The sequence below is a fragment of the Gardnerella vaginalis ATCC 14018 = JCM 11026 genome, from assembly GCF_001042655.1.
Classification (GTDB): domain Bacteria; phylum Actinomycetota; class Actinomycetes; order Actinomycetales; family Bifidobacteriaceae; genus Bifidobacterium; species Bifidobacterium vaginale.
Genome location: NZ_AP012332.1, coordinates 499,834 through 520,379 on the forward strand (window position 1 = coordinate 499,834; position 20,546 = coordinate 520,379).

The following is a 20,546-nucleotide window of genomic DNA, read 5'->3' on the forward strand; positions in this document are numbered from 1 at the left end:
CTAAATCCAGTTAGATTGGAAAAATACATTGACGCATTGTGATATGCGTGTAGAACGGCTGCGTAATCGCGCAGCCGTTTTTGCACTGATTGCTTTTATTGGAGTGGTTTTAGACCGCATAACCAAAGTTTGGGCATTAGCAGCGCTTAGTGGAGGAAAAAACATTGATATTCTTCCACATTTGCTCTCTTTTACTCTTGTTAGGAATCCTGGAGCATCTTTTGGCTTAGGCTCTTCTTTTACTTGGGTTATTAGCGTGTTAGCTTGCGTTGCATGCGCTGCTATGATTGCGGTTGTTAAGCACACAAAATCTTTATATTGGACTATTGCGCTTGCTTTAGCTTTTGCTGGAGCTTTTGGAAATCTTATTGATAGAGCGCAATATGCTCAAGGCTTTTTGGACGGAAAAGTCGTAGATTTTATAAACTACGGATGGTCCGTTGGGAATGTTGCAGATATTGAGCTTATGTTTGCAGGAATTGCAGTTATATGCCTTATTTTGATTGGGATTCCTCTTTTATAGAGCGCGCTGATGAGTGATATTCGTTTTACAGTTACGAGTCAATTTGCTGGATGCAGGTTCGACGTATGTTTGTCGAAACTTATGGGAGTATCGCGTGCAAACGCAATATCGCTAATCGATAGTGGCAAAGCAAAAATCTTAGATAGAAAATCACAAAAATCCTCCACTTTACAAGATGGGGATGTGATTGTTATAAATCAAGAGGAAGTTGATGATCAAAAAGAAAAGTCAACTAGCAAATCCACTATATGCAATATTCCAATAGTTTATAACGATGAAGATATTGTTGTAGTAGATAAGCCTGTTGGAGTTGCAGCGCATTCAGCAAAAGGCTGGGATGGTCCAACAGTGCCAGAATGTCTAGAGGCAAGCGGTGTTGAAATAAAAACAACCGTGTGCGATGAATCCAGAAAAGGAATCGTAAGCAGATTAGACGTTGGAACAAGCGGATTAATGCTGGTTTGCAAAACAGATTTTGCGTATGAAGAAATGAAAAAACAGTTCGCAAATCATAGTGTGAAGAAAATATATCACGCTTTAGTCCAAGGAAATCTTAAACAAAATAAAGCTACAATTGATGCACCAATTGGGCGAGCAAAAGTTTCAGATTTTCGTTTTACAATAACTAAATCAGGTAAGCCTGCAATTACGCATTGGGATGTTATAGAGCGTTTTAAGGGAGCGACTTTAGTGAAAGTCAATCTGGAAACTGGCAGAACACACCAAATTCGTGTGCATTTTTCGTCAATAGGACATCCGGTAGTGGGTGATCCTATGTATGGCGCAAATCCTCAATTAAGTGAAAAATTAGGGCTTTCTAGACAGTGGCTTCATGCAATGAGTCTAAAATTTAAACATCCTCGAACGGGAGAACTTATTAAAGTTGAATCGAAGTATCCGTTAGATTTGCAACACGCTTTACACGCCATACAAGAATTGTAAAAGTAGAGTTATTTAGTAAAACAGGTCATATTGCATCTATAGAATAGCCACTATGGCTAGGTTGGAAACAAACTTCGTACACTTACATAATCACACGCATTATTCGCTTTTGGATGGTGCTTCGAAGATACCAGACCTAGTTGCACGTGCAAAAGAATTAGGTATGCCAGCTGTGGCTATTACAGACCACGGAAATATGCATGGTGCATACGAAATGTGGAGTACTGCTGTAAAAGCTGGAATTAAGCCGATTATTGGAATCGAAGCTTATGTGACCCCTGAAACAGCCAGACAAGACAAGAGCAGAGTGCATTGGGGAACTGAAGCGCAAAGAAGCGACGATGTTTCTGGCGGCGGTTTGATTACGCACATGACAATGTGGGCTGAAAATGATGAAGGCTTAACAAATCTACTCAAAGCGTCTTCTATAGCTAATTTAGAAGGTCGCGTAATGCGATACCCTCGAATGGATAAAGATGTGTTATCAAGGTATTCTAAAGGGGTTATAGCGTCTTCTGGATGCCCATCTGGTATTATCCAAACGCGTCTTCGTTTAGGTCAATTTGATGAGGCTTTACGCGCTGCAGGCGAGTTTCAGGATATTTTTGGGCGCGATAATTTCTTTATAGAATTAATGAATCATGGGCTTTCTATCGAAACGCGCGTTACTAAAGATTTGCTTGAGATTGCTAAGCGTCTTAATGCGCCTCTTCTTGCTACAAACGATTTGCATTACGTGCACGAAGAAGATCGCGAAGCGCAAGATGCAATGCTATGCATTAATTCAGGATCGCGCTTGGATGATCCAGACCGTTTTAAGTTTGATGGCTCTGGATACTATTTAAAATCTGCCGAGCAGATGCGTGAATTGTTTAAAGAGTTTCCAGAGGCTTGTGACAATACGCTAGAAATTGCCCGTCGTTGTAACGTTATGTTCGACGATGGTGAAGATGGCGCTTTTATGCCGCAATTTGATTGCCCTGAAGGTTGGGATGAGACTTCGCTATTCCTTAAAAAAGTTGAAGAAGGATTAGAGCGTAGATATAACAACAATGTTCCTATGGAAGTCTTAAAACAAGCAGACTACGAGTGTGGTGTTATATGTCAAATGCAGTTCTGCGGATACTTCCTAGTTGTTGCGGACTACATAAATTGGGCAAAAGCACATGGTGTTATGGTTGGTCCTGGACGTGGTTCTGCAGCAGGCGCAATGGTTGCGTATGCTATGGGAATTACTGAGCTTGACCCAATGAAGCATGGTCTGATTTTTGAACGATTCCTAAACCCAGAGCGAGTATCTTTACCAGATATTGATGTTGACTTTGACCCAGATGGTAGAGCCAAAGTTTTGGAATACGTCGGTGAAAAATATGGAAGAGATAAAGTAGCTCAATGCGTGATTTATGGAACGATTAAAACAAAGCAAGCATTGAAGGATTCAGCTCGAATAATGGGCTACGAGTTTTCCGTTGGAGAAAAAATTACAAAAATTCTGCCTCCTCCAAAAAACGGAAAAGATATGAGTTTCCACGATATTTTTGATGAAAAATCAAAGAGATACGCGGAGGCGCGCGAGTTTCGCGAAATGTATGACACTGATCCAGATACGAAGCGAATTACTGAAGAAGCAAAAGGTATTGAAGGTTTGATTCGCCAAACTGGTGTTCATGCTTGCGCAACAATCATGGGCTCGGAGCCGATTACTGATACTTCGCCTCTTTTGGAGCGTACTGATGGAACAATAACAACAACGTTCGAGTATCATACTTGCGAAACGTTGGGCTTAGTGAAAATGGACTTTTTGGGTCTTTCCAACTTAACAGTTATTAGGGATACGCTTAAAAATGTTGAGCATAATGGTAAAGAGCCTATTGATTACACTAAAATTCCGCTTGACGATAAGGAAACATATCAGCTTCTTGCTAGGGGAGACACTTTAGGAGTCTTCCAGCTTGATTCCGACGGTATGCGTGCCCTTCTGCGCACACTTAAGCCAGATAACTTTAACGATATATCGGCTTTGATTGCACTTTATAGACCAGGTCCTATGGATATGGATTCTCACACTAACTACGCCAAGCGTAAGAATGGTTTACAAGAGATAACGCCTATCCATCCTGAAGTTGCTGAGCCGCTAAAAGATGTTCTTGGCGAAACATATGGTTTGATTGTTTACCAGGAGCAGGTGCAGTCAGCTGCGCGTATTTTAGCTGGGTATAGCCTTGGTAAAGCAGATGTTTTGCGTCGAGCAATGGGTAAAAAGAAGCCAGAAGTGTTGGCTAAAGAAAAAATCCCGTTCTTTAAAGGCATGAAAGAACATGGTTATTCAGAAGAAGCTGCACAAGCTGTTTGGGATGTTCTGGTTCCTTTTTCTGGTTACGCGTTTAACAAGGCTCATTCAGCCGCATACGGTTTGATTTCTTATTGGACTGCGTATTTGAAAACGCATTATCCTGTGGAGTTTATGGCTGCATTGCTTCAAAACGAGCGCACGAATAAGGATAAGACAGCGCTCTACTTGGGTGAAGCTAGACGCATGGGTATTCGTGTTTTGCAGCCAGATATTAACGAGTCTGTTCTTGAATATTCTGCAGTTGGAGATGTAGTTCGTTTTGGACTTGGAGCTGTTAGGAATGTTGGTGATAAAGCCGTTAACGATATTATTAGCGAAAGGGAAAGCGAGCGCGGAAAGTTTATTGATTTTAAGGATTTTGTAAACCGTGTATCTTTTGCCGCTTTGAATCGTAGACTTGTCGAATCTCTTATTAAATCTGGTGCTTTTGATTCAATTAATCCTTGTAGAAGAGCTATTTTTGAAATTTGTGAACCACTAATTGACTCTGTTATTTCTATTAAGCGCAGACAGGCAGGTGGTCAGTTTGATCTTTTTGCTGATCTTGATGATTCCGATAGTGATCTTGGAGATGCTCAAATCAACATTCCAGATGTTGAAGAATGGGATAAAAAAACGAAGCTAAACTTTGAGCGAGAAATGCTTGGGCTTTACGTTTCGGATCATCCTTTGAGTGGTCTTTCTGCTGTGCTGGCTGGTCTTAGGGAAATGTCGATTGCTCAGCTTTTAAATCGCGCTAAAACTATGGGCGAAAATCAGCAGGTAACTCTTGCAGGCCTTGTGACTAGCGTAGACAGGCGAGTATCTAAAAAAGGTAATGCTTGGGCGATTGTAACTATTGAAGACATGGAAAGTTCAATACAATGCATGTTCTTTGGTAAGGTCTATGAGTCATCTGCTGCAGAACTTGCGATTGATCAAGTTGTGAGAATTAGGGGACAGGTAGAGGTTCGAGACGAAACAGTGTCTTTAAGAGCAACTGAGTTTGAAGTTCCAAGCTTAGAGGCGGAAGATGCTCAGCCTGTTACAATTGTTCTTCCTTTGCAAGCATTAGAAAAGTCACGTATAAAAGAGCTTGAAAATATTGTTACAAGACATCCTGGTTGTTGCGAAATGAATCTTGCTTTGATTGATTCTAGAGGATGCGCAAAAGTGTTATCGTTTGGAGATAGATTTAGAGTTAAGCGAGATACGTCACTTTTTGCAGAGATCAAAATATTGTTTGGTCCTAATTGTTTGCCAAGCGCGTAGATTATGCTTAAAGTGTTTTTAAGTGGCGTTAACTAGCTGTTTAATAAGTTAGGGGTACAAAATGTGTGCAGATCATGAAGGTTTGAGTGAAGATAGTAGCTACAAAAACTTTGCGAATAATGGGAAAAATTCCAATAATTCTTCTAATTCCAAAGAGTCGAAAGAAGTTCGCACATCTTTTACTGATAAAGAGCTTGAAGATGCGTTACTTGGATTTGAAAAAGAATTTAGCGATGAACAAAAACATGATTCTGTCGATGATGTTGTAAACAAAATTGAGCAAGCAAACTTTGAAGAAGATTTGGAAGGTTTGCTGGGTAAAAAAGCCAAGTGTGCTCTGTTTCTAACTGTTATGGAACCAGGGGAGCTTCTTGCTGCTTTTTGTAAAATGGCTGGTATTAGAGCTAAATGTTTTAGTGACGAGAACGGTGGAGTCGCCGTTTTATGCGATTTAGACGAGGATAATCCAGAAAAATCTGTTAAACGATTCACAGAGTATTTTCGCGGTATTCCAGCGATTTTAATGGTGAATCGAGCTAATAAAATTGATGCAAAAGTCTACGAATATAAAAAAGAAGTACAGGATGCTATTCCTCCCATGGTTCTTACCATGTCTGCTAGATGTGTGGAAGATCTTATGATTTGTTATGCGACAGTTGAAGATCTTAAAGAGTCTGGGATTGAGGTTACTTATACGGATGATTTAAGTGATGAGCAAGCTAAAGAGATTTTTTATAAATATGGCAAAAAAATGTGAGCCTAATCTTGCAAATACGCTAAATTAAAAGTAAGTAAATTCATTGCTATATTTCTAAATAAAAACTAAATATAAGAGATAATATAGTCATTGCGTTTTGCTCTAAAAACATGTTGAAAAATATAAGACTTGAATACTGATTGGACTGTAGATATGGATAGACAACAAGAGTTCGCTTTGCGTACGGTTGAAGAGCGTGATGTCCGTTTTATTAGACTATGGTTCACGGATGTTCTTGGAACTCTTAAATCGGTTGCTATTGCTCCAGCAGAGCTTGAAGCTGCGTTTGAAGAGGGTATTGGCTTTGATGGGTCTGCGATTGAAGGCATGACTCGCGTTTTAGAAGACGACATGATTGTTAAGCCAGATCCTTCGACTTTCCAACTTTTGCCATGGCATGGCGGCCCAGAGGGTACGGCACGCATGTTTTGTGATGTTTTAACGCCAGACGGGGAGCCGTCTCTTGGAGACCCTCGTCATGTTCTTAAGACTGCGCTCGCAAAAGCTAAAGAAAAAGGCTTTACTTTTTACGTTCATCCAGAAATTGAGTTTTACTTATTTGAAACGCAAGACGATTGGTCTAAAGCACCTGTTCCTATTGATGAAGGTGGGTATTTCGACCACGTTCCAAGAAGTTCGGCAATGGACTTTCGTCGTAGTGCTGTGAGCATGCTTGAACAGATGGGTATTTCTGTTGAGTATTCTCACCACGAAGGTGGCCCTGGTCAAAACGAGATTGACTTAAGATATGCAGACGCTCTTACTACTGCAGATAACATTATGACTTTCCGCACTGTTGTTAAGGAGATTTCTCTTGAGCGCGGAATGTATGCGAGCTTTATGCCTAAGCCTTTAACGGATCAGCCTGGTTCTGGTATGCACACGCATTTAAGCTTGTTTGAAGGAGATTCCAACGCTTTCTACGAGGCTGGGCAAGAGTTTAATATGTCGCTTATTGCGCGCCAATTTGCGGCTGGTATTTTGCATCATGCTGCGGAAATTTGCGCTGTTACCGATCAGTATGTGAACTCTTATAAGCGCTTGTGGGGTGGAGCGGAAGCGCCTAGCTATGTTTGCTGGGGTCATAGTAACCGTTCTGCGCTTTTGCGTGTGCCTCAATATAAGCCAGGCAAAGGTAATTCTTGCCGTATGGAGTTTCGTGCTTTGGATCCTGTGGCGAATCCGTATCTTGCATACTCTGTTTTGTTGGCTGCTGGTTTAGATGGTATTGAAAAGCAGATGATTTTATGTGAGCCTACGAGCGATGACGTTTGGGAGCTTACGGATGCTGAACGTCAGGCTATGGGTATTCAGCCACTTCCTGAGTCTTTGGATGAGGCTTTGAAGATTATGGAGAAGTCTGATTTTGTGGCTAGCGTACTTGGTGAGCATGCTTTTGAGTATTTCTTGCGTAATAAGCATCAGGAATGGGAAGAGTATCGTCGTCAGGTCACTCCTTTTGAATTGCAGAAGTATTTGCCTAGACTTTAGTTTTCTTTTGTATTGCTTTCGCGCGTGTCAAATCTAAATTTTTGGATATTTTTGGATATTTTTCAAATGTTATTATTTGTGATTGTTGACACGCGTTTTAATTTTTTGTATTCATATGTTTAATTTATGGCTGAGCTCACAGCTATAATCTAAACATATGTTTATATATATTAACGTTTGTTGAAAATTATAACATTTTATAACAAAATTCGTGAATATTAACAATTAAAGCAACATTATGTCTTCTTGCTTCTATTTAAATATGCCATTGCTTTTCGAGATTATAATAATAAAATTTTTAAATTGGTGATACTTAAATATCAAGTTAGATATTCAATTACACCCATGATTTACAACGACTGTAAGCCATGCCTAAATATAAGAAGGAAGGTAACTCAAGTGAAGAAGCTGATTCTTGATCTTGATACTGGTGTTGACGATACTCTCGCTATATCTTATGCTCTTGGAAGCCCCGAAATGGAGCTTATTGGCATAACTGGCACATACGGTAATGTTTTAATGGAGCAAGGTGTTCGTAACGCGCTTGCAATCACAGATTTACTTGGGCATCCAGAAGTAAAAGTTTATAAAGGTCTTTCACACGCAAGCACAAAAGATTCGTTTGAAGTGCTTCCAATATCTGCTTTTATTCATGGTGACAATGGAATTGGCGATGTTGAAATTCCAGATTCTCCTCGCAAAGCAGAAGATGAATCCGCTGTTGATTTCATTATTGATTCCGTAAAGAAATATGGCAAGGACTTAGTGTATGTTCCAACCGGTCCAATGACCAATATTGCTGCTGCATTGAAGAAAGCTCCAGAAATCAAAGACGAAATCGGAAAGATTGTTTTGATGGGTGGAGCGCTCACCATTCATGGAAACGTAAACGCTTGGACTGAGGCGAATATTTCCCAAGATCCAGATGCTGCAGATATTCTATTCCGTTCTGGTGCTCCAGTGACAATGATTGGTTTGGATGTTACCTTACAGACTTTGCTTACTTACAAGGAGACAAAGCAATGGCGTGATCTTAACACCAAGGCTGGCAAGTTCCTTGCAGATATGACTGATTTTTACATCAAAGCTTATGAAACCACTGCTCCGCACCTTGGTGGATGTGGTTTGCATGATCCTTTGGCTGTTGCTGTTGCAGTTGATCCAACGCTTGTTACAACGCTTCCAATTAACATGCAGGTTGATGTGGAAGGTCCAACTCGCGGTCGTACCATCGGTGATGTTACGCGCTTGAATGACCCTGTTAAGACAATGCAAGTTGCTGTTGGCGTAGACGTTCCACGATTCTTGAACGAGTTTATGACGCGTATTTCTGGTTTGGCAAAAATCGCTGGCTGAGATCATATTGTTTGTGTTGCGCAACATTTTGCGACCTTCTACGCTTCTTGTTGCACAACATGCTTTATGCGTAAATGTAAAAATTAAAAATATTTATTGATCGGATTATTATGACTGAAATTGCAAAATCTACTGCGGTAGATCCATACGAGGATCCAAAAACCCGCGACAAAGTGGCGATTTACTCGCTGATTTTGTTGCTTATAACCTTTATTCTTGGAACATTATGTTTGCAGGGATTTAATCTTGTATTCGACCAGATTGGCAAGGCTGTTGGTGCCCCTGATCAAGCTTCGCTTATTACAAGCTTGCCAATTATTGTTCTAGGTATCGTGTGCTTTATATACGGTTCTCTAGGTGACTTTGTTTCTCTTCGCAGACTTATAACAATCGGTCTTGTAACACTGTTTGTTGGTTCCTTGTTTGGTTTTATTGCAAACTTCTTCTTTACTCCAAATTTGTGGACTGTTATTATTGCTCGCATTATGCAAACTGCTGGTGAACAGGTAGCAGGTTCTTCCTTCCTTGTTATTGCAACTAAGTATTTGCGCAATGATTTGAAAGTTATTTTCTTTGGACTCTTTACTGCCGCATATCAGCTTTCTGCTTCTATCGGCGTATTTGCTGCTGGTGCTCTTAGCTCTATTGCTTGGCAATATTTGTTCCTTATTCCTGCGATAACCATTCTGTTCTTGCCAGTACTCGTTAAATGCTTACCGACTAAGAATGGTATTGGTGGAAAGATTGATAAACTCGGCTTTACCATATTCGGTATTGCTGTGACATTGTTGACTTTGTTCTTCTCTTACAAAGTTTGGGGATTGTTACTTGGATCCATCGTCCTGTTTGTTGTGTTCGCTGGATACATTATGAAGGCAAAGAACCCGTTTGTGACTCCTGCATTCTTTAAGAATAAGCGTTGGCTTTCGGGCATTGTTTTGATATTCATCTTCTACTTTACTAACTATTGCATGCCTCCAATTTACAATGTAATTGGCGGTGCTTTATACAAGATGGATACTTCTCAGGTTTCTTCTTACCTTGTATGGGCATTCGTCGTAGCAGCAGTGTTTGGCACTTGTTCTGGAACAATCATCGGTTTCATTGGACGTAAAGCTGGTATTATTACAGCTGCTGTTCTTATGATTCTTGGATGGGTTGGTGCTGCTGTATTCATCAATTCTGGGTTCCTTACATTAACACTGTGCGCATGCGTTTACTACGCTGGGTGCGGACTTATGTATTCGCCAATCGTTTCTACTGTTCTTAGCGCATTGCCTGTTGAAGAGTCTGGTCGTGGCTGCGGTATGAACGATTTGGTTATGAACGTTACAGCTTCTATTGGTATTTCTATTTTCAGCGGATTCTTTGCTGGAAATCTGTTCAAAGGATTCTCCTTTGCGAATATTCAAGGATTAGCTGCAGGATACTCAAACTTGCTTATGATGGGCGCTATTGTAGCCTTCATAGGTTTGGTGGTTTACATAGTTCGTAGCGTTATGGTTAAAGAGTAATTAATCTTTACCCAATATATTAGTGGTCACTATCTTGCAGTCATCTTTGGCTGCGTGGATAGTGGCCACTTTTTGTAGTCTTATGCCGCGCATTTTTACGCTAACATAGTTTTTTCATACGCTGAATACTAATCGGGTATGCTGTTCCAAGTTCTTGTGCCCAAAGAGAAACATAGAATTCTTCGCACATCCACTTTAGTTTTTGAGCTTTTTCTTGAGCCTCATCTCTATTAGGTCCAGCAGGCAAGCTTTCTGCTCTATTTTGAGCTTCTAGCACAAGCTTATGAGCTTCATCTGCTTGCCAAGCCCATCGTACATCTCTATCCTTATTTGTTTTAGCTTTATCAAGTCTAATTAAATCAGCATGCAAGTAGCGTTCTATTGAACTAAGTGCGCTAGAATCTGCTTTTGCAATAAATCCAGGAAAAACAAGTGAGGCTGCGTGTTCTCTAATCGATTGAAGAACGCTAAGCATTGGCAAGTCGGCTTTGCCGCCAACAGCAGTGCTAACTTTAGCAAAACGCTTCAAAATAGCAATCACATCGTGCGCAATACCATAAACTGTATCTTCGTATACTTCGGCAATATTTCCAACAGCTTCCTTAAGCTCAACATCGTTAGTAATTTTTTGTGTATCTGGTATAAGTCGCTTAATAGCTGCCATTTGCAAATCTTGGGCCAAATCTTTAGAAGACTTATAAGGTGCAGAAGCAAGTATCAGAGCCTCACTTCCGAGCCATCTAGATGTAATACGTTTATCATCTAAAATAAGCATATTGAGCGCGCCCTGCCAAACCATTTGAGATCTAGAAAGATTAGTTGCACCAGACTTGTGTAACAAATCTGCTCTCTCAACAACATTTCCAGCTTGTGCAGCTTTAATCGCTTTGCTATTAACAACATTTAATGCACACTCTTGAGCTGATTTTGCAAAGCGATGCTGAAGACTTATTAGCGATTTATCTGTTCCTAAAACAGTAGGCTTAATGCGCTTTTTGCTTTGATTATGGGAATTGTTTGATTTATTTTGATTAGCTTTCTTTTGCTCAACGCTAAAAGTTATGCGCAAATAAGGAGATAGCCGTTGCAACTGTTCATCGCTTAAAACTTCTGGGTGGATTTGTGCTCCAACAACACTAATCGCAGCTTTAGTAAAGACTTCGCTAAAATCTTGCCAAATAAAATCTTCTTGTGGATTTTCGTTTATTCCTGGAAGATAGTCATAATTGTCATCTATCCACTCACGGATTTTACGAGCAGTATCTGGAGCTGGAACGAATTGTACTCGCAAAGTCTTAGGAAGAGACTTAATCATGCCAATAATAAGCTCGTCTAATAAGCCTGGCACATTCCAAGTAAACTCTTGAGGTTTAAGTCGCAAAAGCGCATGAAGTGGAACGTGTACAGTTACACCATCTAAAGGATCATGCGGATCATAAATGTAGCTTAAATGCAAGTTGATTTTCTGACCGTCTGTTCCAATCGTATGCCAAGTATCTGGGTAATCTGCCAAATCAGTGTCATTTGCGTATTGCAAGCGCTCAACACAATCTGGGTTAAAATCAAGAAAATGCGGGTCTTGGAGCCTGTAATTTTTCCACCATTTAGCTAAATCTGCAATAGTCGTAGCTTCTTGAGGAAGTTTATTATCGTAAAAAGTAAACAAATCCTCGTCGTTTACAGTTTCGCTTGCCTGTCTAGTGCGATTTGTTTGATTATCGGCATCGTTTAAAATGTTAATATTTGAGGAGATAAAATCGTTGAATGGAAAACGCTGTTGAACGTTTCCTTCGACTAAGCCTTGACGAATCATTAACATTCGAGATTCGTAAGGGTTGATTTTAGACCATTGAACAGTGCGATTTTGCACAATAGGCAAGCCGTACAAAAGCACCTTCGATTGGGCGATTGCTGCACCTTTGCTTGCGCTCCAATGAGCATCTGAATATGTTACGCGAGTAAGATTCTTAGCTAAAGACTCTGCCCAAGCAGGGTCGATTTGCGCGCAATACCTTGCCCAAAGTCTAGAAGTTTCAACTAATTCCGTACACATAATCCAAGAAGGAGTTGTTTTAGAAACAGATGAAGCTGGAAAGATTGCAAACCTTGTGCTTCTAGCACCCTGATAATCGTTTTTTGCCATTTTTTGAGCGCGCTTAATAGCGCGAATTTTGGCTGTTCCGCGAAGACCTGCAAAATCCGAAGCCTTAGGCTCGCGAATAACTTGCATGCCAATCATAGAAAGCAAGCCAGAAAGCATAGAAGCGTGGATTCCTTGGTAATCCCAAGTGCAGCAAAGACTGTGAGCAGCTTGCTGATTATTTGGTAATTGGCGGATTTGCAAAGGTGCGCGTTTAAGTGGTAATGCTTCGCCAACATTATAATGAAGTTCTTTGCATAAATCTTTAAGCTGATTAACTAAATCTTTCCACTGTTTTAGGCGTAAAAAGTGGAAAAATTCCTCTTTGCAAAGTCGCCTTAGCGCGTTATTGCTTATTTCGCCATCCGCTTGGAATATGCGATCCCAAATATTCAATGCCGTTAAAAAGTCACTTAACTCGTCTGCATAACGATTGTGTAATCTATCTGCTTCATCGCGTTTATCTTCCGGACGTTCGCGCGGATCTTGCAAACTCAAAAACGCCACAATTACCAGCACAGCAGCAAGAGTATTAGGAGTGGTTTTACGCGCAGCTTCAATAATCATGCGTCCTAAACGAATGTCAATCGGTAGTTTAGAAAGCTCGCGTCCAATATGAGTTAAAGTGATGAAGCCTGATTTTCTGCTTATTGCACCAAGTTCACTAAGCTCGTTAAAGCCGTCGCTTACAGCCTTAATATCTGGAGGATCAATGAATCCAAAATTCGTTATATCTTCGCCAGTTTTAGCAACACCAACAGAGAGCATGTGTAAAACAACAGCGCCGAGTGAAGTGCGTAAAATCTCGGGGTCGGTAAAGCGCGGGCGAGTTTCGTAATCTTCCCTAGAATACAAGCGAATAGCAATGCCATCTGCAATTCGCCCACAACGACCAGAGCGCTGATCTGCACTTGCTTGAGAAATAGGTTCTATAGGAAGACGCTGAACTTTAGCAGACTTAGAATATCTAGAAATTCTAGCAAAACCAGGGTCTACAACGTAGCGAATCGAAGGCACTGTAAGAGAAGTTTCTGCAACATTAGTGGCGATTACAATGCGCTGATGTGTGTGGTGTTCAAAAACGCGATGCTGGTCTTTAGAAGAAAGACGTGCAAAAAGTGGAACAATCTCAATGGCGTCACTACGATTCATGTCGCTTGCACGCGCACCGAAATAAGAACGCAACGATGCTTCAAATTCTCGAATATCGCGCTCGCCAGAAGCAAAAACCATAATATCGCGCGCGCCTTGAGTGTGGTTTGAATGAATCACAAGTTGCGCGCATGCGCGAGTTACAGCAGAAGCAATGTCTTCGTCGCAAATATCGCCGCTTTCCGAAAGACTTTGGCTTTGCGCAACGCTTTCATCATCCATAGCAATATCGGCAAAACCTGGAACGTGCCTCATAAGTGAAGGCGCGCTTCCAAGCGGCTCGTAAAGTACGCGCACGGGGTATGTTCGCCCCGAAACCTCTATAACAGGCACCTTAATGTGCAGCGCTTGCTCAAAATGGTCTTTAAATTTTGCAGAATCTATTGTTGCAGAAGTGATAATAAGTTTTAAGTCTTTGCGCTTTGGCAAAAGAGTTGTTAAATATCCAAGCAAAAAATCAATATTTAGGCTACGCTCGTGAGCTTCATCAATGATAATAGTGTCATAGCGCGTAAGAAGTGGATCGCGTTGAATTTGAGCGAGTAGAATACCATCCGTAACTATCCGAAGCTTTGTTTTAGATGAGCTTTCGTCGTTAAAACGTACCTGATAGCCGATTTCTTCGCCAAGCTTAACACCCATTTCGCTTGCGATTCGTTCGGCAACTGTGCGCGCAGCAAGTCGTCGAGGTTGTGTGTGAACAATTTGCTTTCCGCGACCACCTCTGCCAAGTTCCAAAGCCATTTTTGGGATTTGAGTGGTTTTGCCAGAACCAGTTTGACCAGATACGATTATAACCTGCGACTCTTTAATGGCTTCAATAATCTGGTCGTGTGCAGCACAAATCGGCAGTTCACTAGGATAGTCAAAGTTCATATTCAATCCTGTTAAATTTTGCTAAATCTTATTTTCTTAAAACTTCTATAATCCTGTATCCCTTAGAGCTTGCGTATTTTTCAACGCTAAAATCTTCCCCAAGAGTTTTAGAAAGCCAAGTGATTAAGGAATCGGAGCCAAGATTTTTTTGAACAACTAAATAAGCAGCTCCACCAACTTTTAGGCGAGGAAGCCAGGTGATCAAAATATTGTGCAAAACGTCTTTTCCAACGCGGATTGGAGGATTAGACCAAATAAGATCAATGTCTTTTAGCGCATCTTCTTTTAATGCATCTTCTACAAGATAAGTGTGAATGTTGTTTAATCCAGCATTCTTGGCATTAATATCAGTAAGATCTAGAGCACGTTCATTAACATCTACAGCATAAATTTGCGCATTAGGGGATTCAAAACCTAAAGCCAAACTAATAGCACCCCAGCCGCAACCGATGTCGAAAAATCGCCCATTTTCTGGAGGCTGTGGAGCGTGTTTAAGTAGAACTGCAGTGCCTAAATCAAGCTTAGAGGAGCTAAAAACTCCATTAGAAACCTGCACGCTAACCTCGTGACCACGCAAATCAACATGCAAAGTTCGTCTTAAGTCTAAAGAGTTTGGATTAGCGGAAAAATACTGTTCGCCGCCAGTTTTAGCTTCTTTAGTATTTTTGTTTGTTTTAGTAGCATTAATGCTGCTCGTCTTTTTAGTTTTATTAAAAGTGTTAATAGCCATTTTAGTGTTGCGTTAAAAATTATGTCTTCTAGATTCACAATAATAAAACAAACGTTGTAAATCGTGTATTAACAGGGGATTTAGCGTTAGTAGTTAAAGCAAAATAGCAAAGGGCATAGTTTTGGTAGATACTTTAGCAAACAGCAATTTGGCGAGTGGTGATAATAATATGCCTGAGCATAAAAATGAGCATAAAGACGTTCTTTCAGGACATTCCGAAGTACTACTAGATTCCACAAACACTGGATCAAGCCTAGAAAGTAACGATGAAGCTTGGCAAGAGCGCGAATCAAGAAACGCCTTAAAACGAGTTGCGGGTCTTGGAGAATTACAAGACGTAACCGAAGTAGAATACAGAAAACTAAGACTAGAACGCGTTGTTTTAGTAGGAGTATGGTCTAGCGCTCGCGGAACTTTAAGCCAAGCAGAAGAGTCCCTTAGAGAGTTGGCGGCGCTTGCTAAAACAGCTGGCGCAGTAGTATGCGACGGCATGTTGCAGCAAAGATACAGACCAGATGCAGCAACGTATGTTGGTTCTGGAAAAGCGCGTGAACTTGCAGCGGTTGTGGCGCAAAATGATGCGGATACGATTGTGGTAGACGACGATCTTCCACCAAGCCAAAGAAGAGCTTTGGAAGATGCCACTAAAGTCAAGGTTGTAGACAGAACGGCTGTTATTCTAGACATTTTCGCTCAGCATGCAACAAGTAGGGAAGGAAAGGCACAAGTCGAGCTTGCTCAGCTTCAATACATGCTTCCGCGACTTAGAGGTTGGGGTGCTGCTCTTTCTAGGCAGGCTGGTGGTCGCGCTGCAGGAGATGCAGGAATAGGCTCTAGAGGCCCTGGAGAAACAAAAATCGAAATGGATAGGCGCGCAATTAGGAATCGAATTTCAAAATTGCGTCACGACATTGCACTAATGGCACCAACTCGCGAGACAAAGCGCGGATCTAGGCGTCGTCAAGATATTCCAACTGTTGCAGTAGTAGGGTATACAAATGCTGGAAAATCTTCGATTATAAACAGACTTACAGGATCTAAAGAACTTGTAGAAAACGCGCTTTTTGCAACTTTGGATACTGCTGTTCGAAAATCTTTAACTAAAGATGGTCGCGCTTATACACTTGTAGACACTGTTGGCTTCGTTAGAAGGCTGCCTACTCAGCTAGTAGAAGCGTTTAAATCAACTTTGGAAGAAGTTGGTAATGCAGATGTAATTTTGCACGTAGTTGACGGTTCTCACCCAGACCCTGTTTCTCAAATTGAGGCAGTTAACGAGGTTTTAGCTCAAATTGACGGTGTGGAAGATATAGCGCAAATTATTGCTTTTAATAAGTCGGATGTTATGCAAGAACCAATGCGTTTACGCTTGCAATCGTTGTATCCTGATTCTTTAATTGTGTCTGCTGCAAGTGGAACAAATATTGACCGTTTAAGAACGCGTATAGAAAATTTGTTACCTTCACCACATGTTCATGTTAAAGTTACATTGCCTTATAGCGATTATTCTGGGTCTTTGCTATCTAGAGTTAGGGAAAACGGTATTGTAAAATCCGCGGAATATAAGGATTCTGGTGTAGAATTAGATGCTTTTGTTGGCGATTCTTTGGCTGCAAAACTTATGCAAATTGCACTTTAAACAAAATTCCGGTGGTGTGATTAAAGTAAAAACTGTTTATACACATATAGCTCTTAATGTGAGAGCAGCCCTTGTATTTTTCTATTTATAAGTTATAAGGGTCGACTCGGTTTGTGGAAAAGGGGTTTTTCTAATGGTGAGTTCTCAGGTTAAGCCAACTAAGCTTGCGATTATTGGTGCTGGTGCAGTAGGTTCCACGCTTGCGTTTGCTGCAGCTCAGCGCGGTGTTGCTCGTGAAATTGTGCTTGAGGATATCGCTAAGGAACGTGTTGAGGCAGAAGTGCTCGATATGCAGCATGGTTCTAGCTTCTATCCAGCCGTTTCTATTGATGGCTCAGATGACGTTGAAATCTGCCGTGACGCAGACATGGTTGTTATTACTGCTGGTGCTCGTCAAAAGCCTGGTCAGACTCGCTTGGAGCTTGCAGGTGCAACCATCAACATTATGAAGTCGATTATTCCTAATGTTGTGAAGGTCGCTCCAAACGCTATCTACATGCTTATTACAAATCCTGTGGATGTTGTTACGCATGTTTCTATGAAGCTTTCTGGTCTTCCTGCTAATCAAATGTTTGGATCTGGTACAAACCTTGATTCTGCACGTTTGCGCTTCCTTATTGCGCAGCAAACTGGTGTGAATGTTAAGAATGTTCACGCTTATATTGCTGGCGAGCATGGCGATTCCGAAGTTCCTCTTTGGGCTTCTGCAACTATTGGTGGTGTTCCAATGTGCGAGTGGAATGCTCTTCCAGGTCATGAGCCATTGGATGAAGCTAAGCGCGAAGAGATTCATCAAGAAGTTAAGAACGCAGCTTACAAGATTATTAACGGTAAGGGCGCTACAAACTACGCTATCGCTATGTCTGGTGTTGATATTGTTGAAGCCGTTCTTCGCGATACTAACCGCATTTTGCCAGTATCTTCTCTTCTTGACGATTTCCATGGAATCTCAGACGTCTGCATGTCCGTTCCAACTTTGTTGAACCGTAATGGCGTAAACTCTCGCTTGAACACTCCAGTTTCGGATCGCGAGCTTGCTGCTTTGAAGCGTTCTGCTGAAACTCTTCGTCAGGCTGCTGCAGAGTTTGGATTCTAATTAATATTAGCTGTTCATAAAACGCTAATTATTAAAATTTAAATTTTGAAAGTCGTTCCTTCAATCTTTGTTTTGGGGGAGCGACTTTTAAATTATGAACAAGATTTATAAAATTTGATTGTATAGGTTGTATAAATTTGCTTAAAAGGGGATTTTGAATGTTTAATCATAAAAATCTTGAGACAGATACTGTGTTAATGCACAAGTTTGAAGATTTGAGATCTCAATTTCCAATTTTAGGTAGCAAAGTACATTCAAAACCCTTGATTTACTTAGATTCTGCAGCTACTGCTCAAAAGCCGCAGGTTGTAATCGATGCAGAGAGCGAATTTTATAAGACTATTAATGCTGGCGTGCATAGGGGGGCGCACGAGTTGGCGGCGCTTTCGACAGTTGCCTTTGAAGAAGCACGTGCAAAAGTTGCAAAACTCGTTGGTGCTTGTAGTGAAGAAGGAAACGAAGAGATTATTGTTACGCCTGGTGCTACGGGCGCTCTAAATCTTCTTGCCACTTCTATTGGAAACGCTACGATTAACGCTAGATTAAATCGCAATGGTTTTGCGGAAGATAACTTAACTTTGCGCCAGCATTTTGTGATTAATGAGGGAGATAATATTGTTGTTTCTCGCTCAGACCATCATTCTGTTTTGTTGCCGTTCCAAGAGCTTGCGATTCGATCGGGTGCAGAGCTTCGCTGGATCGATGTAAGTGAAGATGGTCGAGTGCGGGCGGACGCGGATTATTTGAGCACGATTGTTGACGAGCGCACGAAAATCGTTGCAGTTACGCATATTAGCAATGTTACTGGCGCTATTACGGACGTTTCGCCGATTTGCAAGCGTGCGCATGAGGTTGGTGCAATTTTTGTTCTTGACGCCTGCCAGTCCGTTCCACATATTCCAGTTGATTTTCATGCGCTAGATGTTGATTTTGCAGCATTTAGCGCGCATAAAATGTACGGCCCTACGGGTGTTGGGTTCTTGTATGGACGCCGCAATCTTTTGAACAGTCTTCCACCAGCCAATTTTGGTGGATCTATGGTGGAGCTTGCGTGGCTTAACAAGCCAGCGCAATATATGCAAGCGCCTTACCGTTTTGAGGCGGGAACTCAGCCAGTTGCGCAAATGGTTGCTGCAGGAGTAGCTGCGGATTGGCTGCGCGCGTTGGGCATGAACCGAGTTGCAGAGCACGAGCAGGAACTTGCTGCAGAATTGTTGAAATTGCAGGATGTTCCAGGCGTTCGCGTGCTTGGACCGCTTGATTTAAACAACCGTATTGCAACGGTTTCTTTTGAGGTTGAAGGCGTGCATCCGCACGATGTTGGCCAGTTTTTGGATGCGCAAGGAATTGCGATTCGCGTTGGACATCATTGTGCTCAGCCGATTCATCGCCATTTTGGCGTGTATGCTTCAAATCGCGCGTCTGTTGGAGTTTATAACACAATCGAAGAAGCTCGCGCGCTTGTGGAAGCTGTTTCCCATGTTCGCGCATACTTTGGTGCATAGTATTGTCAAATAAAATTCAAATAGAATTCAAATAAAATACTGTTTAATAACAAATAAGGAGAGCATATGTTTGATATGAGTGTTGACGACGGTAGTGGCTTAGAAAGCATGTATCAAGAAGTGATTTTAGATGCTGCTAGAAATCCGCACGGAAAAACACATTTTTCAAACACAGAAAGTCTTTCTAAAGCAGAAGAGCAGGAAGAGAAAGTTGAGGAGGCTTCGGATAAGTCGCCAGCAACCGATGAGTTTAAAAACGATTCTAATATAACAATTACAAATCATCATGAAAATTGTGCTGTAGAAGCTAATAAAGATTATGCATTAGGAAAATCTCATCAATTTAACCCAACTTGTGGAGATGAGGTTACGATGCATGTGGAACTAGCTAAAAATGCTGACAATTCAAGCAATGCGTTTGTTAAAAGTATTAAGTGGGATGGCCATGGTTGCTCAATTTCGCAAGCGAGTCTTTCGATTATGGTTGATTTGGTTGAGGGAAAAACTGTTGCGGATGCCTTGCGATTGGCTGCGCTTTTCCACAAGCTTATGGAATCTAGGGGAGCGGGATTAGAAAACGAGCAAGACGAAGATGAGTTGGAAGATGCAATGGTTTTTCAAGGCGTTTCTAAATATCCAATGCGAATCAAGTGCGCGTTGCTTGCATGGGAAGGCTTAAAAGACGGTATTGCAAAGGCTATTGAGGCTTTATAAAATCGTATGTGGCTTTATAAAATCGCAGTGTAACACTAAAAATAAGGAATATTATGGCAGAAAATCAAGCTCAATCTCAGATCAACGTAAATAGCATTGGTCGCGTAACTGAGGAAGACATTCAGGATGCTTTGCATGATGTTGTAGACCCAGAGCTTGGAATTGACGTAGTTGATTTAGGATTAGTTTACGGGATTGAAATTGATGAGCTTGGACGCGCGATTATTACGATGACGCTTACAACGCCTGCTTGTCCTCTTACAGATTTGATTGAAGACGAATGCGCGAGTGCGCTTGTTGGATTAGTTGATGAATTTCGTATTGATTGGACTTGGAAACCGCGTTGGAGCGTTGAAAATATTACGGAAGATGGGCGCGCGCAGCTTGAGGCGCTTGGCTATAATTTGAACAATTTGCCTGCGAGCTTTGGTGCTGGAATTGGTGCTGGTGCTGGAATGTCATCCTATGCCGGCGGAATTTCGCCAACTGAATAATTTAGGATTTGTA

At 41.3% G+C, this 20,546-nt stretch carries 13 protein-coding genes and 1 pseudogene; 12 read left to right on the plus strand and 2 right to left on the minus strand.

What is annotated here, in order from left to right; translation table 11 throughout:
• Nucleotides 1-43 precede the first annotated feature (43 nt).
• The 7 genes and pseudogenes from GAVG_RS01860 to GAVG_RS01890 all read left to right on the plus strand — a co-directional run bounded on the left by GAVG_RS01860 (nucleotide 44) and on the right by GAVG_RS01890 (nucleotide 10,187).
• Nucleotides 44-540 (plus strand): annotated as a pseudogene (locus tag GAVG_RS01860) (signal peptidase II).
• Complete coding sequence (locus GAVG_RS01865; protein WP_004112404.1) at nucleotides 533-1,465, plus strand: RluA family pseudouridine synthase; 933 nt, start codon at nucleotides 533-535, stop codon at nucleotides 1,463-1,465. Before GAVG_RS01860 ends, GAVG_RS01865 begins: the two are co-directional and overlap by 8 nt.
• Nucleotides 1,466-1,517: 52 nt before the next feature.
• Nucleotides 1,518-5,069, plus strand: coding sequence for a DNA polymerase III subunit alpha (dnaE, locus tag GAVG_RS01870; RefSeq protein ID WP_004137938.1), 3,552 nt, complete (start codon nucleotides 1,518-1,520; stop codon nucleotides 5,067-5,069).
• A 61-nt stretch (nucleotides 5,070-5,130) separates the two neighbouring features.
• A complete protein-coding gene (locus tag GAVG_RS01875) occupies nucleotides 5,131-5,826 on the plus strand; it encodes a hypothetical protein (RefSeq protein WP_004116818.1) in 696 nt (231 codons plus the stop codon).
• Between the two features lie 153 nt (nucleotides 5,827-5,979).
• Nucleotides 5,980-7,317 carry a type I glutamate--ammonia ligase gene (gene glnA, locus GAVG_RS01880; protein WP_004112411.1) on the plus strand — a complete coding sequence of 446 codons (1,338 nt, stop codon included), beginning with the start codon at nucleotides 5,980-5,982 and terminating at the stop codon, nucleotides 7,315-7,317.
• A gap of 399 nt (nucleotides 7,318-7,716) precedes the next feature.
• Nucleotides 7,717-8,673 carry a nucleoside hydrolase gene (locus GAVG_RS01885; protein ID WP_004112414.1) on the plus strand — a complete coding sequence of 319 codons (957 nt, stop codon included), beginning with the start codon at nucleotides 7,717-7,719 and terminating at the stop codon, nucleotides 8,671-8,673.
• Nucleotides 8,674-8,783: 110 nt separating this feature from the next.
• Nucleotides 8,784-10,187, plus strand: coding sequence for an MFS transporter (locus tag GAVG_RS01890; RefSeq protein WP_004112416.1), 1,404 nt, complete (start codon nucleotides 8,784-8,786; stop codon nucleotides 10,185-10,187).
• Between the two features lie 100 nt (nucleotides 10,188-10,287).
• On the opposite strand, the gene hrpA is transcribed toward GAVG_RS01890, so the two are convergent.
• Nucleotides 10,288-14,355, minus strand: coding sequence for an ATP-dependent RNA helicase HrpA (gene hrpA, locus GAVG_RS01895; protein ID WP_009994825.1), 4,068 nt, complete (start codon nucleotides 14,353-14,355; stop codon nucleotides 10,288-10,290).
• Between the two features lie 28 nt (nucleotides 14,356-14,383).
• Nucleotides 14,384-15,085, minus strand: coding sequence for a class I SAM-dependent methyltransferase (locus tag GAVG_RS01900; RefSeq protein WP_004116812.1), 702 nt, complete (start codon nucleotides 15,083-15,085; stop codon nucleotides 14,384-14,386).
• A 169-nt stretch (nucleotides 15,086-15,254) separates the two neighbouring features.
• Between GAVG_RS01900 and hflX the strand changes: the two genes are divergently transcribed.
• The 5 genes from hflX to GAVG_RS01925 all read left to right on the plus strand — a co-directional run bounded on the left by hflX (nucleotide 15,255) and on the right by GAVG_RS01925 (nucleotide 20,533).
• Nucleotides 15,255-16,724 (plus strand): GTPase HflX, encoded by a 1,470-nt coding sequence (gene hflX / locus GAVG_RS01905; RefSeq protein WP_013399502.1) that lies wholly within the window; start codon nucleotides 15,255-15,257, stop codon nucleotides 16,722-16,724.
• 133 nt (nucleotides 16,725-16,857) lie between these two features.
• Entirely contained in the window at nucleotides 16,858-17,820 is a 963-nt protein-coding gene (locus GAVG_RS01910; protein ID WP_004112440.1) for an L-lactate dehydrogenase, read from the plus strand.
• 158 nt (nucleotides 17,821-17,978) lie between these two features.
• On the plus strand, nucleotides 17,979-19,325 hold the full coding sequence (locus tag GAVG_RS01915) for a SufS family cysteine desulfurase (RefSeq protein ID WP_013399503.1): 1,347 nt from the start codon (nucleotides 17,979-17,981) through the stop codon (nucleotides 19,323-19,325).
• 66 nt (nucleotides 19,326-19,391) lie between these two features.
• Nucleotides 19,392-20,039, plus strand: a complete 648-nt coding sequence (gene sufU / locus GAVG_RS01920; RefSeq protein WP_009994829.1) for a Fe-S cluster assembly sulfur transfer protein SufU — start codon at nucleotides 19,392-19,394, stop codon at nucleotides 20,037-20,039.
• 53 nt (nucleotides 20,040-20,092) lie between these two features.
• Complete coding sequence (locus GAVG_RS01925; RefSeq protein ID WP_004115603.1) at nucleotides 20,093-20,533, plus strand: metal-sulfur cluster assembly factor; 441 nt, start codon at nucleotides 20,093-20,095, stop codon at nucleotides 20,531-20,533.
• The last annotated feature ends 13 nt before the right edge of the window (nucleotides 20,534-20,546 follow it).

Excerpts from the sequence above, each read along its gene's own strand:
- GAVG_RS01865 (WP_004112404.1), top strand. The coding sequence starts at position 533 with ATGAGTGATATTCGTTTTACAGTTACGAGTCAATTTGCTGGATGCAGG.
- dnaE (WP_004137938.1), top strand. The coding sequence starts at position 1,518 with ATGGCTAGGTTGGAAACAAACTTCGTACACTTACATAATCACACGCAT.
- GAVG_RS01915 (WP_013399503.1), top strand. The coding sequence starts at position 17,979 with ATGTTTAATCATAAAAATCTTGAGACAGATACTGTGTTAATGCACAAG.
- hflX (WP_013399502.1), top strand. The coding sequence starts at position 15,255 with ATGCCTGAGCATAAAAATGAGCATAAAGACGTTCTTTCAGGACATTCC.
- GAVG_RS01875 (WP_004116818.1), top strand. The coding sequence starts at position 5,131 with ATGTGTGCAGATCATGAAGGTTTGAGTGAAGATAGTAGCTACAAAAAC.
- GAVG_RS01910 (WP_004112440.1), top strand. The coding sequence starts at position 16,858 with ATGGTGAGTTCTCAGGTTAAGCCAACTAAGCTTGCGATTATTGGTGCT.
- sufU (WP_009994829.1), top strand. The coding sequence starts at position 19,392 with ATGTTTGATATGAGTGTTGACGACGGTAGTGGCTTAGAAAGCATGTAT.
- hrpA (WP_009994825.1), bottom strand. The coding sequence starts at position 14,355 with ATGAACTTTGACTATCCTAGTGAACTGCCGATTTGTGCTGCACACGAC.
- glnA (WP_004112411.1), top strand. The coding sequence starts at position 5,980 with ATGGATAGACAACAAGAGTTCGCTTTGCGTACGGTTGAAGAGCGTGAT.
- GAVG_RS01890 (WP_004112416.1), top strand. The coding sequence starts at position 8,784 with ATGACTGAAATTGCAAAATCTACTGCGGTAGATCCATACGAGGATCCA.
- GAVG_RS01900 (WP_004116812.1), bottom strand. The coding sequence starts at position 15,085 with ATGGCTATTAACACTTTTAATAAAACTAAAAAGACGAGCAGCATTAAT.
- GAVG_RS01925 (WP_004115603.1), top strand. The coding sequence starts at position 20,093 with ATGGCAGAAAATCAAGCTCAATCTCAGATCAACGTAAATAGCATTGGT.